General features: G+C 76.1%; 14 protein-coding genes. 6 read left to right on the forward strand and 8 right to left on the reverse strand.

Annotation, left to right across the window (positions count from 1 at the left end):
* Positions 1-12: 12 nt before the first annotated feature.
* Together ACZ7H1_RS01030 and ACZ7H1_RS01035 are read left to right on the forward strand one after the other, a co-directional pair.
* On the forward strand, positions 13-444 hold the full coding sequence (locus ACZ7H1_RS01030) for a DUF4259 domain-containing protein (RefSeq protein WP_470782579.1): 432 nt from the start codon (positions 13-15) through the stop codon (positions 442-444).
* Positions 441-1,487, forward strand: coding sequence for a Dyp-type peroxidase (locus tag ACZ7H1_RS01035; protein ID WP_470782580.1), 1,047 nt, complete (start codon positions 441-443; stop codon positions 1,485-1,487). Before ACZ7H1_RS01030 ends, ACZ7H1_RS01035 begins: the two co-directional genes overlap by 4 nt.
* Positions 1,488-1,765: 278 nt before the next feature.
* Here the strand turns inward: ACZ7H1_RS01035 and ACZ7H1_RS01040 are convergent, their stop codons facing one another.
* Positions 1,766-2,446 (reverse strand): sigma-70 family RNA polymerase sigma factor, encoded by a 681-nt coding sequence (locus tag ACZ7H1_RS01040; RefSeq protein WP_470782581.1) that lies wholly within the window; start codon positions 2,444-2,446, stop codon positions 1,766-1,768.
* A 138-nt stretch (positions 2,447-2,584) separates the two neighbouring features.
* Positions 2,585-3,322 (reverse strand): hypothetical protein, encoded by a 738-nt coding sequence (locus tag ACZ7H1_RS01045; RefSeq protein ID WP_470782583.1) that lies wholly within the window; start codon positions 3,320-3,322, stop codon positions 2,585-2,587.
* Positions 3,323-3,574: 252 nt separating this feature from the next.
* Between ACZ7H1_RS01045 and ACZ7H1_RS01050 the strand changes: the two genes are divergently transcribed.
* Both ACZ7H1_RS01050 and ACZ7H1_RS01055 read left to right on the forward strand, forming a co-directional pair.
* Complete coding sequence (locus ACZ7H1_RS01050) at positions 3,575-4,858, forward strand: MFS transporter (RefSeq protein WP_470782585.1); 1,284 nt, start codon at positions 3,575-3,577, stop codon at positions 4,856-4,858.
* Between the two features lie 131 nt (positions 4,859-4,989).
* Entirely contained in the window at positions 4,990-6,024 is a 1,035-nt protein-coding gene (locus ACZ7H1_RS01055; protein WP_470782759.1) for a sugar ABC transporter permease, read from the forward strand.
* On the opposite strand, the gene ACZ7H1_RS01060 is transcribed toward ACZ7H1_RS01055, so the two are convergent.
* Entirely contained in the window at positions 6,011-7,159 is a 1,149-nt protein-coding gene (locus ACZ7H1_RS01060; RefSeq protein WP_470782587.1) for an acyl-CoA dehydrogenase family protein, read from the reverse strand. The two genes, ACZ7H1_RS01055 and ACZ7H1_RS01060, sit on opposite strands and share 14 nt — an antisense overlap.
* A gap of 204 nt (positions 7,160-7,363) precedes the next feature.
* Here ACZ7H1_RS01060 and ACZ7H1_RS01065 point away from each other — a divergent pair, with 204 nt between their 5' ends.
* The gene (locus tag ACZ7H1_RS01065; RefSeq protein ID WP_470782589.1) at positions 7,364-9,196 is read left to right on the forward strand and encodes a CoA transferase; all 1,833 of its coding nucleotides are present in this window, start codon (positions 7,364-7,366) and stop codon (positions 9,194-9,196) included.
* Positions 9,193-10,890 carry a class I adenylate-forming enzyme family protein gene (locus tag ACZ7H1_RS01070; protein WP_470782591.1) on the forward strand — a complete coding sequence of 566 codons (1,698 nt, stop codon included), beginning with the start codon at positions 9,193-9,195 and terminating at the stop codon, positions 10,888-10,890. The genes ACZ7H1_RS01065 and ACZ7H1_RS01070 overlap by 4 nt, the downstream gene beginning before the upstream one ends.
* 93 nt (positions 10,891-10,983) lie before the next feature.
* Here the strand turns inward: ACZ7H1_RS01070 and ACZ7H1_RS01075 are convergent, their stop codons facing one another.
* From ACZ7H1_RS01075 to ACZ7H1_RS01095, 5 genes are all read right to left on the reverse strand, one after another.
* Positions 10,984-11,847, reverse strand: a complete 864-nt coding sequence (locus ACZ7H1_RS01075; protein WP_470782593.1) for a metal ABC transporter solute-binding protein, Zn/Mn family — start codon at positions 11,845-11,847, stop codon at positions 10,984-10,986.
* The gene (locus tag ACZ7H1_RS01080) at positions 11,787-12,671 is read right to left on the reverse strand and encodes a metal ABC transporter permease (protein WP_470782595.1); all 885 of its coding nucleotides are present in this window, start codon (positions 12,669-12,671) and stop codon (positions 11,787-11,789) included. Before ACZ7H1_RS01080 ends, ACZ7H1_RS01075 begins: the two co-directional genes overlap by 61 nt.
* Positions 12,668-13,303, reverse strand: a complete 636-nt coding sequence (locus ACZ7H1_RS01085; RefSeq protein ID WP_470782597.1) for an ATP-binding cassette domain-containing protein — start codon at positions 13,301-13,303, stop codon at positions 12,668-12,670. Before ACZ7H1_RS01085 ends, ACZ7H1_RS01080 begins: the two co-directional genes overlap by 4 nt.
* Positions 13,304-13,451: 148 nt before the next feature.
* Complete coding sequence (gene lysA, locus ACZ7H1_RS01090; RefSeq protein WP_470782599.1) at positions 13,452-14,786, reverse strand: diaminopimelate decarboxylase; 1,335 nt, start codon at positions 14,784-14,786, stop codon at positions 13,452-13,454.
* A gap of 13 nt (positions 14,787-14,799) precedes the next feature.
* Positions 14,800-15,180, reverse strand: a complete 381-nt coding sequence (locus ACZ7H1_RS01095; RefSeq protein ID WP_470782601.1) for an SAV_915 family protein — start codon at positions 15,178-15,180, stop codon at positions 14,800-14,802.
* Between the last annotated feature and the right edge of the window lie 153 nt (positions 15,181-15,333).

A 15,333-nucleotide genomic window follows, 5' to 3' on the forward strand; every position in this document is an offset into this window, starting at 1 on the left:
TGAGGAAGGCACGTGAGCGCTTCCGGTGTCGGGCCGTTCGAGAACGACTTCGCCCTGGACCTCTGCGACGAACTGGGCGAACTGGCCGCTGACGACGTGGTGGACGCACTGCGGGAGGCCCTGTCGGCAGCGGCCCTGACGGAGGCCGGGGACTACCTCGACCGCGAGGTCGGCGAGCCGGCGGTGGCCGCGGCCGCCCTCGCCCTCGCACGGCTCCACGGGCGGGAACACGTCCTGGAGGAGGTCGGGTTGGCCGGCGCCGTCCCCGAGCTGCCGGCCTCGTTCTTCCCGCTGGTCGTCTCCGCGCTCGCCAGGACCCTCGAGGCGGATTCCGAGGTCCACTGCCTGTGGCGGGAGGCGGGATACGGCGCGCAGTGGAAGGCGGTGGTGGACGGTCTCCTGCGGGAGGCCGCTGCGGTCGCCGGAGAGGCCGACGGCACGTGAGACGCCGCTCGCTGCTGACCGGAGTGCCGGCGATCGCGCTCGGGGCCGGCGCCGCCGCGTGCAGCGCCGGCGGGGCGGGAGCCGGGGCAGCGGAGGGAGACCTCCCCGCGCAGCTGCGCGGGGAGGAGCCGCCCGTACGGGTCGAGCTGCTCGCGCTGGACGCCGGGCACGGCGTACGGCGCGACGCGCTCCTCGCCCTCGTCCGGAGCGTGGCCGGGGAGACGGCCGGGGACGGCGGGGTGGCGTTCGGTCCCTCCGTGTTCGGCGACGCCGCCCGCGCCCGGCCCCGGCACCTGCGGGTGATGCCGTCGTACCCGGGGGACCTGCTCGACCCCGCGCGGACGCAGGGCGACGTACTGCTCCACATCGGCGGGCGGGACGCGGCCGCGGTGCGGGAGTCCGTCCGGCGGGTGCTGGACGCGGCGCCCGGATGGCGGGTCCGCTGGCGGATGGCCGGGCACCGGGCCGCCAGCCGGACCGGGCAGGGCCGCGGACTGACCCGCAACCCCTTCCACTTCACGGAGGGGTTCGGCAACCCCGAGGGGGAGCGGGGCACCGCCGACCGTGCCCTCGTACGGCGCGGCGACGGCGAGCCCGAGTGGGCCGTGGGCGGCAGCTACCAGGTCGTGCGGATCGTCCGGCTGGCGACCGCGCTGTGGGACGAGGACCCGCTGGAGGACCAGGAACGGATGATCGGCCGCCGCCGCGACGGCCGCTGGCTGGACGGCACGCCGGGCGACGAACGCCCCGATTTCGCCACGGATCCCCGCGGCCGGATCACCCCCCTGGACTCCCACGTCCGCCTCGCCGCCCCCGACCGCCGCACACCCCCGCCGCTGGTCCGCCGCAGCTACGCGTACGACCGGGGCGACGGGGACACCGGCCTGCTCTTCAGCTGCTTCCAGCGCGACCTGACCACCGGGTTCGAGGCCGTGCAGAAGCGCCTGGCGGGCGAGTCCATGGCCAAGTACCTGCTGACCGTCGGCGGCGGGTACTTCTTCGTCCCCCCGCCGACCGAGTCCTGGGCCACCGCCGTCGCTTAGGTCGTGTCGTCGAAGTCCCTCCCCCGGCTACCGCTGGGAGGTGCCCCCGGGTCGGGGGGGCCTGGCACGCACGCTCGCTCCGTCCCGGCTCGGCTGCGCAGGCCTTCGGAGGCCGAGCTGTCGTCGGTCGCCGATGCTCCGCACGGGCTCCCTCCTCCGCCTTGCGATCGCACGCACCAGACCCCGCCGACCCCGCGCTCCGGGCGGACGACGCCACTTTGACGACACTCCCCAGGCCCTGCCTTCCGGGTCAGGCCGGATCAGCCTGCGGCGCGGGGTCAGACGAGTGACGCGGTCCGGTCGGCACCGCGCCCGAGCCCGGCCGGGGTCTGCGGGACGAGGGTGCGGCCCGGCGCGGCGGCGGGTGCACCCGCCGCCGTGTCCGCTTCCGTGTCCGTCAGGAGGGCGACGAGCGAGATACGGGCACGGGCCACCCGGGAGCGGACCGTGCCCACGGGACAGCCCACGGCGGTGGCCGCCTCGGCGTAGGAGAGGCCGATGAGCTGGGTCAGGACGAAGGCCTCGGCGCGTTCGGAGGGGATCGCGGCCAGGAGTTCCGCCAGGGCGATGCCGTCGTCGAAGCCGGGCACGCCGTACGGCTGGGCGTGCTCGGCGGCCGTCTCCCAGTCGTGCCGGTCCGACAGCCTGGGTCGGGCGGCGGCGCGGCGGAGGCTGTCCACGACCGTGCGCCGGGCGATGGACAGGATCCAGGTGCGGGCGGATGAGCGGCCCTCGAACCGGTGCAGGGCGGCGAGGGCCCGCAGGAACACGTCCTGCGTGAGGTCGTCGGCCGCCTGGGTGTCGGCGCTGAGATAGGCCACGTAGCGCCACACGTCTCGCTGGAGGGCGCGTACGAACCGGTCGGCCTTCACGGGGTCGCCGTCGCGGGCCTCGAGGGCCAGCCGGGTCACGGCAGCGTCGGAGTCGGGGGTGTGCCGGGCAGTCAGGGCAGGAGTCATCGCCACAGGTCCTTACGGGCAAGGGGTGTCCGGCGCACGGCGGCGCCGGTGAAGGAGGTACGGCCTGCCGGAGGCAGGGCCGATGCCCGAGGCGCGACGGCAGGCAAGCCGTCGGACGCGCACTCGGGGAACCGTCTGTCAGAGGACAGCGGTTCCCGCGGGCGGACCCCGTGAGGTGATGGCGTGGACGAGCAACTGCTGCCGCAGCGCGCGGCTGCGGCGCTCGCGGCGTACGCGGACCGTGGGCCGGTGCGGTGTCGACGGCGTCCTGAAGAGGAGCCGCCGCAGCGGTGTCCGGAGCCAGCCCGCGAGGGCGCGCAGGACACGGAACGCCGCCTGCTCGCCGTGCGCGAGCCACAGGCCGCACAGCACGGCGGCGAGGAGGTGGGCGGCGAGCATGCCGGTCGGCGAGAGGGCGCCCATGTCGTGGGCGCTGCCGGCCATCTCGTGCACGGCGTGCGCGGACTGCAGGGAGTCCATGGACTGCATGGAATCCACCGGGGAGTCCACGGCGTGGTGGTGCGCGTGGGAACCGGCGGGCGGCGGCGGCTGGGCAGCGGTCGGCGCCGCGCTTCGACCGCCTCCACTGCTTTGACTGCACGTCAGGTACTGAACCCACTGGCGGGCCAGGGACGTTCCGTCCGGCAGCGACGGGTGGAGAACCGACTGGGCCAGGGAGAATCCCGCATGGAGCGCGGCTTGGACGCCGACGGCCGCCGTGGTGACGGCGAGCAGTCCGCGCTCCCGCCCGGCGAGGGCCCAGGCGGTCGCCGCCGTGGCGCCCAGTGCGGTGCCAACGGCCCACCAGGGCACCGCCATGCCCGAGGTCAGGATGTGGCCGGTGGCCGCGAGCAGCACGCAGACGGCTGCGAACATCGCAGCCCGTAAGGCTCGGGAACAGTGGCCTGGTGTCATGGCGGGCTCATCCTTGCATCAGCCGTCCGGGCTGCGCAGCGGGGAGCGCGTGAAGTGACAAGTTCCCGTTCCCACTATGGCATTTCGCTCGCAGCGGGCGGTCCCGCCGGTGTGGTGCAGCGCACAACGGATGCCGGGAACCGGCGGGTTGCCCGGCGCGACTGTCTCTCCCGGCCGGTCGACGACACCACCATCCGGGAGAGGGAGACGCCAGTGGCGGCAGAGAGGACGGCGGCGCTTCCGCCGCCGCAGGCGGACGGACGGGCGGGCCGGTGGTTCACCGCGCTGCTCACCTGCGCCATGGCGTTCTCGATGCTCCAGCTGTTCCTGATCGGGGCACTGGGCCCGCGCCTGGTGGAGGCCTGGGACGTCTCGCCCGCGGTCCTCGGCCTCACCACCACGGTCGGGTTCGGGACCGCTGCCGTGCTGTCCCCGCTGGGCGGCCGGATCGTGGACCGCATCGGGCCGAGGCGTTCGCTGGTCACCCTGCTGGTGGTCGCCGCCGCCGCGCTCGCCCTCATCGCCTCCGCCCCCGGTACGGGCCTGCTGCTCGGCGCGGTCGCGCTGGGCGGAGTACCGCAGGCTCTGGCCAACCCCGCCACCAACAAGGCCGTCCTGGCCGCGGTCCCGCCCGCCCGGCGCGCCGCCGTGACGGGGCTGAAGCAGTCCGGTGTGCAGCTCGGGGCGTTCGCGGCCGGGCTGCCGCTCGCGGCGCTCGCGGGCGGGCTCGGCTGGCGGGCGGCGGTGTGGACCGCGGCCGGTGCGGCGCTGCTGGCGGGACTCTGGGCGTGGCGCGCCCTTCCGTCCGACCCGCCCCCGCCTCCCCGGCAGGCCGGGGTCCGGACGTCGTACGTGCCGCGGGGCATGGTCGCCTGGCTGGCGGTGTTCTCGCTCTTCCTGGGCACCGCGATCGCCTCCGTCAACACCTACCTCGCCCTGTACGGCGTCCGCGCGCTCGGGATGGGCCCGACCGAGGCCGGCGCCCTGGTCGCCGTCCTGGGCGTGGCGGGCATTGCCGGCCGGGTGGGATGGGCGAAGGCGGCCCGGCCCGGACGGGCGGAGTGGCTGCCGGGCTGGCTGGCCTGCGGCGCACTGGGCGCGGCGGCCCTGCTGGGGGCTGCGCCGGCCGCGCCCGTGCTGGTGTGGGCCGGGGCCGTGGCCGTCGGGGTGTTCGCGGTCTCCGGCAACGCCGTCTCGATGGTGCTGGTCATCCAGCGCGCCGCCCCCGGCCGGGCGGGCCAGGACTCGGCCCTGGTCGCGGCCGGCTTCTTCGCCGGATTCGCCGTGGGTCCCCCGCTGTTCGGCCTCCTCGCGGCGAGCGGCCGCTACGGGTCCGGCTGGCTGCTGGTGGCGGCGGAATTCGCACTCGCCGGCGCCGTCGCCTTCACCTGGGCCGTCCGCGACCACGGAGCCCGGCGGGCGGGCGCGGCACCGGCACCGGCGCAGGGCCAGGGCCAGGGCCAGGGCCAGGGAAGTCGACAGGGACGGGCGACGTGACGCCGGACGGTACGAGGGCCGGGGCCAGGGGTCCGGGCGAGGTGGCGATGCCCGGGGACGCGGCGTCCGGGAACGGGAGGCCCGGCGGGACGAATGCCGGGGACTGGGCCGGGCGCGCATTCGAAAGCGTGATGGTGCGGGTCGGCGTTACCCGGGCGGAGGTCGGGGACCGGTTTCCGCTGTACGCCGAGCCCCGCGACGGGGTGTGGACGACGACCGGGCGCGGGTCGTGGACCGGCGGGTTCTGGGCCGGGCTGCTGTGGCTGCGCGCGCGGTACACCGGCGAGGCGGCGGACCGGCAGGCCGCCGCGGCCTGTACGGAGCGGCTCGCTCCCTGGGCGGCCGCCGACACCGTCACCCGCGGACTGATCTTCTGGTACGGGACCGCCCCGGCCGGTGACGACGCCGGCGCAGCCGCGCTCCGTACCCGTGCCGCCCGCGCCTGCCTGGCCGCCCACGACCCGGGCCTGGGGCTCGTACCGTGGGGCGGGGCGCTCGGCGGGCCCCGGCTGCTGGCCCGTGCCGACGGGGTGCCCGGGACCGTACCGCTGCTCGCCGGGGCCGGGCCCGAGGGGGCAGCCGTGGCGGCCGCGCACCTGCACCGGCACCTGGACCTGTGCCTCGACGCGCCGCACCACCCCGCCTGGCGCCACGACGCCGCGGCCGGCTGGCAGCCGTGCGAGGAGCCCCGGCCGGGCTGGAGCCGGGGGCAGGCCTGGCTGCTGCTCGCCGTCGCCGACGCCCTGCTGCGCCCGGAGGTGGCCGCCCACCGGCCCGGCCACCTGGCCGAGGCAGCGGAACGCCTGTTGTCGCAGGGGGAGTTCCTGACCGGGCCGCGGCTCGTCCCGCCGGCCGGGGCGTCCGCGCCGGACGGGCCCCTCGACACGTCGGCCGCCGCGATCACCGCCGTCGCCCTGCTGAAGCTCGCGCACCTGCCCGGCCCCCGCTCGGCGCAGTGCGGGCACCGGGCCGCCGCGATCCTGAACCGGCTCGCCGCAGCCCACCTCACCGGGCCGGAGCCCGGCCGGCCTGCCGGGATGCTGCTGGACGGCTGCTACGACGCCGCACAGGGGTCCGCCGTACGGCACGAGCTCATCTGGGGAGACTTCTTCCTGGCCCTCGGACTGGCCGCGCTTGACGGCCGCGCCGACCTCAGCCGGGTGTAGCCGCTCCCCGGCCGTAGCCCCGCAGCACCCGCCGGGCCACGGAGGTGATGTGCAGCTCGTCCGGTCCGTCGAGGATGCGCGCGGCGCGCCCGGTCCGCAGCAGTGCGGGCAGCGGTGTGTCCGGCCCGAGCCCGGCGGCGCCGTGGACCTGGATCGCGGAGTCCGCGACCTGCTGGAGCATCCGGGCGGCGGCCACCTTGGCGAGCCCCACCTCGGTACGGGCGTCCTGCCCGGCGGCTATCAGTGCCACCGCCTCGTGGACCAGCGGCCGGGTGGTGCGCAGCGCGAGCAGGGCGTCGAAGACGTGCTGCTGGACCAGCTGGTGGCCGGTGAGCGGCCCGCCGGAGCCGTCGCGGGTCGCGGCCCGCTCGCACATCAGGTCGAAGGCGCGCTGGGCCTGGCCGAGCCAGCGCAGGCAGCGCAGCGTCCGCCCCATCGCGAGCCGTTCGCCCGCGATGGCGAGGGCGCCACCGGCCTCCCCGAGGAGGTGGTCGGCGGGCACGCGCACCCGGTCGAGCGCGATCTCGTACTGGCCCGCCGCGCCGAGCACGGGCAGTTCCCGTACGACGCGGAAGCCGGGCGAGCCGGTGGGCACCAGCAGCAGCGAGAGCCCGTCGCGGTCACCGGCCGCCCCGCCCGTGCGCGCCAGGACGGTCACGAGGTCCGCCCCCGCGGCCCCGGACGTGAACCACTTGCGGCCGCTGACCTCCCAGCTGCCGTCCGCCCGGCGCTCGGCCCGGGTGCCGGTCCGCAGCGGGTCGGACCCGGGCACGTCCGGCTCCGTCATGGCGTAGCAGGTGCGCAACTCCCCGGCGACCAGGCGCCGCAGGTACTCCCCGCGCACGCGCGGCCCGCCGTGCCGCGCCAGCATCGTGACGTCGAGCAGGGAGGCGGAGCCGAGCGCGGCGGGGCCGTGGTCGCTGGCGCCCTCGGCCTCGGCCAGTTCCGCGTACTGCGCGAAGGACAGTCCGCCGCCGCCCAGTTCCGCGGGGAGCGGCAGGGCCCACAGCCCCTCCTCCCGGGCCCGGGTCCGCAGGTCGGCGAGCGCGGCGGCCGCGGCCGGACCTCCCGCGTCGAGCACCCCCTCGCACGGGAGCACCCGGGTGCGGACGAAGGCGGCCACCAGCACGTTCAACCCGGCGTCACCCGGGGTTCGTTGCGGCGCTTCCCGATGGGCGATGCCTGGCGTTCTCACTGCATTCCTCCTCATTCCCGGGAACCCGTGGGAACGGCTGTCCGACTGTCTGTCCGTGGAACTGGTCGGGTGCGAACGCTCCCGGGTTCCCGCGTTCCCGTACGAATCCGGCGACGGCCACCGCCGCGCCAGGAGAGGAGAGGCATGGCGTCACCGGCAACCACCCAGACGGTCCGGCCGCTCGACACACTGCGCTTCGCCACCGCGGGGCCCGTGCAGATCACGAGCGTCGTCGCGGACCACCTGCGGCTGCTCGGCGCTCGGACGGACGGAGCCCGGTCCCGGGAGGCGCCCGGCGCCGTCACGCTCACCGGCGGCGGGTTCGCACCGGCCCGCGCCACCGCCGCCTGGTCGGCGGTCGGCCCCGGCGGCGCCCTCGCCGACGAGGCCACCGTGCAGGCCGCCACCGGCATCATGGCCGTGCACGGCCGGCGGGACGGCAGCCCGCGCGGCCTGGCCGTCGACTACGCCGCCACGGCGGCCGGCGTCCTCACCGTGCAGGCGCTGCTCGCCGGACTGGTCGGCCAGGCCCGCGGGGCCGCCGCCTCCCACGCGACCACCGGCGCGGACGGCGCGGGGCTGCTCGCCGTCTCCCAGTACCTCGCCGCTGCCGGAGCCGACGAGGGCGAAGCCGCCGAACTGGCCCCCGGCGGGCCGCCCTTCACCTCCGCCGAAGGGGTCCTGTTCGAACTGGAGACGCTCGATCCGGGCGCCTGGGCGGCGTTCTGGCGGGACCTGGACGCACCGGCCGGCGCGATGAGGGCCGGGTGGCGGCCGTTCCAGTTCCGCTACGCCACCGCCTGCGCGCCCTTCCCGGCGGAACTGCACGCGGTGACGCGGGCACGGCCGCTGGCCCGGATCCGGCAGGCCGCCGCCCTCTCGGGCGCCGAGGTCTGCGTACTGCGCACCCTCGCCGAGCGGGCCGGGGAGGACGACGGCGCGGCCCCGTGGTCCCTGCGGCCCCTCGGCGCCGGCGGACCGGGCCGCAGTCCCGGTGGCGCCGGCACCCCGGCGGCCGCCGGACCCGGCAGCGCGACCGGCGGCACCGGGCCCTGCGCCGCCCGCCCGCTCGCCGGACTGACCGTGCTGGAGGCCGGCCGCCGGATCCAGGCCCCGCTCGCCGCCCACCTGCTGGGCCTCCTCGGTGCGGACGTCGTCCGGATCGAGCCGCCGGGCGGCGACCCGCTGCGCGGAATGCCCCCGGCCTGCTCGGGGATCTCCGCCCGCTGGCTCGCCCTCAACCGTGGCAAGCAGGCCGTGGAGATCGACATCAAGGCGCCGACGGACCGGCAGCGGCTGCGCGAACTGACCGCCGGGGCCGATGTGTTCCTGCACAACTGGGCCCCGGGCAAGGCCGAAGAGCTCGGCCTCGACGCCGACGCACTCACCCGCGTCAACCCGCGGCTGGTCCACGCGTACACCAGCGGCTGGGCCGGCCGGCTCCAGGACGCCCCCATGGGAACGGACTTCATGGTCCAGGCCCGCACCGGAGTCGGCGAGGCGGTCCGCCCCGAGGGCGAGCCGCCGGCCCCCTCGCTGATGACCCTGCTCGACGTACTGGGCGGCCTGCTCGGCGCCGAGGCGGTCCTCGCCGGGCTGCTGCTCAGGGAACGCACCGGGCACGGCGTACGGGTGGACTCCTCCCTGCTCGGCGCGGCCGACACCCTCACCGCTCCCGCGCTGCGGCGGGCGGCCCGAGGCGAGAACCCCCGGCGTCCGGCCGGCTTCCGGCATCCGCTGCGTACCGCCGACGGATGGATCGCACCCGCGGACGACAGCGCCGCAGCCGCGGCCCGCCACGACCTGCGCGACCTTTCCACCACCGACGCCCTGGCCCGGCTCGAGGCCGACGGCCTCACCGCGACGCCCGTCACCACCGACCTCTCCGGCCTGCACCACGACACGCGCTTCGGCGGCTCGATCAGCCGCGACGCGCACGGCGCCCCCGCAGTCCCCGACCCGTGGAGCTTCGCATGACCGTCGCCATGAACGACCTGCTGCCCGTCGAGCTCCGCCGCTCCTGGGTGGTCGACGGCACCTGCCCCGACCTCGACCTCTACAGCCTCTTCCGCGCCCGCCAGATCGCCGACCTGCACCGCCCGGCCGTCCTCGACGCCAAGGGCAAGCTCTGCTACACCGCACTCGACCGCAAGGTGCGGTGTCTGGCCACCGGCCTCAGAGCGCTCGGCATCCGCGAGGGCGACGTGGTCGGCGTGCAGCTGCCCGACGACCGCAACGCCGTCATAGCCGACCTGGCCCTGGCGGCCCTCGGCGCGGTCGCGCTGCCCTTCCCGGTGGGCCGGGGCACGCGGGAGGCCGTGTGCCTGCTGCGCCGAGCCGAAGCCGTCGCCGTGATCGCGGCGACCGAGCACCGCGGCTCCCGGCACGCGGCCGACCTGCAGGCCGCGGCAGCCGCCCTGCCCGCGCTGCGCCACGTCATCGCGTCCGGGCCGGGCACCGCACCTGAAGGAACGATTCCGCTGTCGCAGCTCCTGCGCAGCGACCCCAGCGGATTCGTGCCCGCCCGGCCCGACCCCGACAGCGCGGCCCGCATCCTCGTCTCCTCCGGCTCCGAGGCGGAGCCCAAGATGGTCGCGTACTCGCACAACGCGCTGGCCGGCGGGCGAGGGAACTTCCTCGCCTCCCTCATCCCGGACCGGACCCCGCCGCGCTGCCTGTTCCTCGTACCGCTGGCCTCGGCCTTCGGCTCCAACGGCACCGCCGTCACCCTCGCCCGGCACGGCGGGACCCTCGTCCTGCTCGATCACTTCACGCCGGACGCCGCGATCGAGGCCGTACGCGCCCACGAGCCGACGCACGTCCTCGGCGTGCCGACGATGCTCCGCATGATCCTCGAACGCCTCGACGCGACCGGGGAGGAACTGCCGTCCCCCACCGCCCTCGTCCTGGGCGGCGCGCCGCTCGACGAGACCACCGCGGCCGCCGCGGCCGAGGCCTTCGGCTGCCCGGTCGTCAACCTGTACGGCTCCGCGGACGGCGTCAACTGCCATACCGGCCTGGCGAACACGGTCCCGCCCACCGACGGCTCGGGCGTCGTCGCGGGCCACCCCGACCCGCGGGTCGCCGACATCCGCATAGCGGACCCGCAGACGCACGAACCGCTGCCCGACGGCATCATCGGGGAGATCGTCTCGCGCGGCCCGATGACCCCGCTGTGCTACGTCGGCGCCCCCGAGCTGGACGCCCGCTACCGCACGCCCGACGGCTGGGTCCGCACCGGCGACCTCGGCTACCTCGACGCCGACCGGGTCCTGCACGTCGTCGGCCGCCTCAAGGACATCGTCATCCGCGGCGGGGCCAACATCAGCCCCGCGGAGGTGGAACGCGAACTCACCGCACACCCCGGGGTGCGGGACGTGGTCTGCGTGGGAGTCCCCGACCCGCTGATGGGAGAGCGGCTCGCCGCCTGCGTGGTGGCCAGGGGACGGCAGGTTCCCGACCTCGCCTCGCTCGCCGACCACCTGACCGCGCGCGGGCTGGACCGGCGCAAGCACCCCGAACGGCTCCTCGTCCTGGAGCAGATGCCGCTCACGGCGGCCGGCAAGCCGGACCGGGCCGCGCTGCGGGCGCGCCTGGCGGCGGACCTGCCCTCCCTGGACCCCGCGCCGGAGCCCGGCCCAGCCGAGGCCCGGCTCGCCCCCGCCGGATAGGGGCACGGACAGGACGCCCGTGAGGGAACGACGACGGCAGGGGCCCGGCGGCGCAGATGCCGCCGGGCCCCTGCCGTGCGCGGGCGGGCCGGGTCAGGAGCCGCCCATGGCCTTCTTCAGCTCGGCCGCGGCGTTGCGGTAGACCGGAAGCAGGTCGAGGTCGTCCGCCGGGTAGTTGACGATCTTCACCTGCTTCGCGCCCGAGTCGGGCAGGACCGTGCCGGCCGACATGTGGGCGTTGTCGAGGACGAACGCCGGCTTCTTGGCGGACAGTTCGGCGAGCTGCGCCGGGGTGACGGCTTCGGGACCGTACGTACCCACCGTGGTGGCGCCCGCCAGCTTCGCCGACCAGGCGGTGAAGACCTGCGCGACGACGTTCGGGCTCTTGCCGCCCGGCCAGGCGGCCCGCATCTCCTTGCTGAGCTTCCCGTACTCGCTCTCGAAGCCGGTCTTCCACCGCGCGGCGGCGTCGCCCGTGCCGAAGAGCCCGCCCAGCCTGGCGACTTCTGCGGTCACCTTCGCGGGGTCGTTGTCGAGGTTCACCTCGACCAGCTCCGCCGAGGAGCCCGCCGCCTCCTTGATCTTCGCCGCGTACGGCTCGAAGGGCGCGTACAGGACGAAGTCGGCCTTGGCCACGGCGGCCAGGTCGGACGGCTTGGGGTCGTAGTCGGGGGCGTGGTGGACGGACTGCGGCACGATGACCGTGACGTCCTCGGCGCCGGCCGCCTTCGCGAAGGCGCCCTCCCAGGTGGTGGTGACGACCACCACGGGCTTGTCCTTCTTCCCCCCGGCCTCGTCGCCGCCGCCCTTCACGGCCGGGCTGCCGGAACCGGCGTCGGAGCCCGTGCCGGATCCGCCGTCGCCGCCGCAGCCGGCGGTCAGGGCGAGCGCCGCGCTCAGTGCGAGGAGGGAAGGGATGCGCCGGATGCGCGAGGTGCGGACGCGGGTGCGCGCCATGAGGTGATTCTCCGTTCGGGTACGAGATGGACGGCGAGGACGAGCGCCCCCGCCGTCAGGACGAGGACCGGACCGGGCGGCCAGTCCAGCCACAGGGCCAGCAGGAACCCCGTGAGGTTCACGGCCACGCCGATACCGACCGCCCAGAGGGTGATCGACTTCAGCGAGCTGCCCAGGCGCCGGGCGGCGAGTGCGGGCAGCAGGGTCAGGGCGTCGACGAGCAGGGCGCCGGTGAGCTTGATCGCCCCGGCGACGGCGACGGCGACCAGCACCAGCAGGGCGGCGGTCAGCATCCGCACCGGGACGCCGGAGCACTGGGCGAGTTCACGGTCGTAGAGCAGCAGCCCGATGTCGCGCCGCCGCCACCAGAACAGGCCCGGCACCGCGACGGCGAGCACGCCGAGGACGACCAGGTCGGGGGTGCCGACGGACAGGATCGACCCCCACAGCAGGGCGAAGGCCCCCGAGGCGTTGACGCCCGACACGGCGAGGACGAGCAGCGCGGCCGCGATGGCCAGGCTCATCAGCAGCCCCATGGCCCCCGACAGCCCGTCGGGGGTACGGGCGAGCGGTGCCACGCCCGCCCCGGCGAGGGCGCAGGCGACGAGCGCGCACAGCATCGGGTCGAGCCCGGTGAGCAGGCCGACGGCGATGCCCAGGAGCGCGACGTGCATCATCGCGAACCGCACCGGCATGATGTCCAGACCGACGATCACAACGCCGATGACGGGCAGGCCGATCGCGGCCAGCAGCAGGGCGATGCCGGCCCGCTGGACGGGCAGCAGCTGCAGGAGCGCGCCGACGTCGGCGCCGGCGAGGGTCACCGGACCTCCCGCAGCCGGCCCGCGGCCATCTCCAGGACGCGGTCGCAGCGGTCGGCCAGCGCCCGGTCGTGCGTCACCACGACCAGGGTCACCGGAAGCGAGGCCAGCACGTCCGCCGCCTCCGCCTGCCCGTCGAAGTCGAGCGCCGCGGTGGGCTCGTCGGCCAGCAGCACCTGGGCCCCGGCGGCGACGCAGCCGATCGCCCGGGCCAGGTACATGCGCTGCAACTGCCCGCCGGAGAGGGTGTGCAGGGGCCGCCCGGTCAGCGTCCCGACTCCGAGCCTGCCCGCCGCGTCGGCCGCGTCCGCCGGCGCCGTGCTGCTGGCGAGCAGCTCGGCGCCGAGCAGCGGAAAACGGCCGGCCGCCGGCTTCTGGGGGATCCAGGCGCAGGCCCGGCGCCGCCAGGCCCAGTCCGCGGGCGAGCGGGTGTCCCGGCCGCCGACGAGGACCGAGCCGGAGACCTGGCGGTGCAGGCCGAGCACGGCGCGCAGCAGCGTCGTCTTGCCCGAGCCGTTGGTCCCGGTCAGTGCGACCCGTTCCCCGGCGGCGATCTCCAGATCCACGTCCGCCACGGCCTCCACCCGGCCGTGCCGGCAGGCGACCCCCTGCATCCGTATGTCCAGCCCGCCCATCCCACGCCCTTCGGTCGTCCCCGGCTGCGCGGGCGACGCCTGTCCGCCGCCCACGCGCCAGTAGTCGGACGGACCGCGCCCGTGGTTCCCGCATGCAGCGGTTTGCGTGGATGCGTGGATGAGCGGATGCGCGCGGACGGGGCGGGAGCTACCTGCCGACGTCCCGGCTGCGGAAGTCGTCCAGGGTCTCGCGCCGGATCAGCAGCCGGGCCGTGCCCTCGTGCACCGCGACGACCGGCGGCCGGCCGACCAGGTTGTACCCCGAAGCCATCGAGAGCTGGTACGCGCCCGCCACCGGTACGGCGAGCAGGTCGCCGGGGCGGACGTCGCCGGGCAGGGCGGCGTCCGCGGCCAGGATGTCGCCCGCCTCGCAATGGCGGCCGACGACCGTGGCCGTGCACGGCCCGGCCGTGGAGCTGCGCCCGACCAGCCGGGGCGCGTAGCGCACCCCGTACAGGGCGGGCCGGGGGTTGTCGCTCATGCCGCCGTCGACGGCCACGAACACCCGCTCGCCGGTGCGCTTGACGGCCAGGACCCGGTAGAGGGCCACACCGGCCGGCCCCGTGATCGCCCGCCCCGGCTCGATGAACAGGCGGGGCACGGGCAGCCCGGCGGCGGCGCAGCTCTCGGCCAGCTCGGCGCGGATCCCGCGGGCGAGGGCGGGGAGGTCCAGGGCCGCCTCGCCCGGCCGGTAGGCGACGCCGTGCCCGCCGCCCAGGTCCAGTTCGGCGAGGGCGATCCCGTGGGTGTCGCGGATGCGGGCCATCAGCTCCACCATGCGGCGCACGGCCGCCAGGTACGGGGCGGTCTCGGAGATCTGGGAGCCTATGTGGCAGTGCAGGCCGGTCAGTTCGAGCTGCGGCTGGCCGAGGATCCTGGCGATGGCGTGCTGGGCGTGGCCGTCGGTGGGGGACAGGCCGAACTTCTGGTCGTCCGTACCCGTACGGATCTTCTCGTGGCCGCCGGCCGAGATGCCGGGCACCACCCGCACCATCACCCTCTGGTGTCCGCCCGAGCCCACGGCGGCCGCCAGCCGGGCGATCTCCGACGGGCTGTCGATCACGATGCGGCCGACGCCGAGGCGCAGCGCCGTGCCGATGTCCCGCGGCGACTTCGCGTTGCCGTGCATCACGATGCGCTCGGGCAGGAAGCCCGCGGTGACGGCGAGTTCGAGCTCGCCCGCCGAGCACACGTCGAGCCCGAGGCCTTCCTCGTCGACCCAGCGCACCAGCGCCCGGGACAGGAACGCCTTGGCCGCGTACACCACTTCGGCGTCGGGGAAGGCGCTGCGGTACGTCCGGCACCGCTCGCGCACCTCGCCCTCGTCCAGGACGTACGCGGGAGTGTCGAACCGCTCGGCTATCTCGGTCAGGGGCACCCCGCCGACGGACAGCCCGCCGTGGGGGAGCCGTGCCGTCGAGGCGGGCCAGACGGACAGGGCGTCGGCGCCGGCGGCGGTCTCGGAGAGTACGGCAGTGGTCATGGACGGCATCCCCTCAGGCGGTCCGGACGGAGACCGGGGCCGCCGGGGCCGTCACCGGGGTGACGGCCGGGGCCGAGAAGGCCGGGTCGATCGTGAGCAGGCCGACGCCCAGCGGCGCGGCCAGGGCGCGCAGCGCGGACTCGGAGAGCCGGATCCAGGGCAGGCCGGCGCCGAGCGTCGCGGCCAGCCGCTCCCTGTCCGTGAACCCGACGGCGGTGCGCTCGCCCAGCGGGGTGCGGAACATCCGGAGCGCCACGTCCGCCGCTCCCGGCCGGACGGGCACGTACAGGGGTCCGGCCGGGACTGCTGCTTCGGGTGCTTCGGGTTCCTCGGGTTCCTCGGGCGCTTCGGGTTCCTCGGGTTCCGGATCGTCGGCGTACTGGAACAGGCACATGGGGTCCTCCTCGAGGAACCACGGACGACGGGTGGCGCCCCGGACGCGGGGAGGCGCTCCGGGGCACGCAGTCGAAGCTATCCCCGGATCCGGGCGCCGCAGCGGCCCCATGACGCGATCCTGACGGTGTCCGTCCCGGTCCTGACGCAGCTC

The sequence above is a fragment of the Streptomyces sp. NPDC037401 genome, from assembly GCF_055602345.1.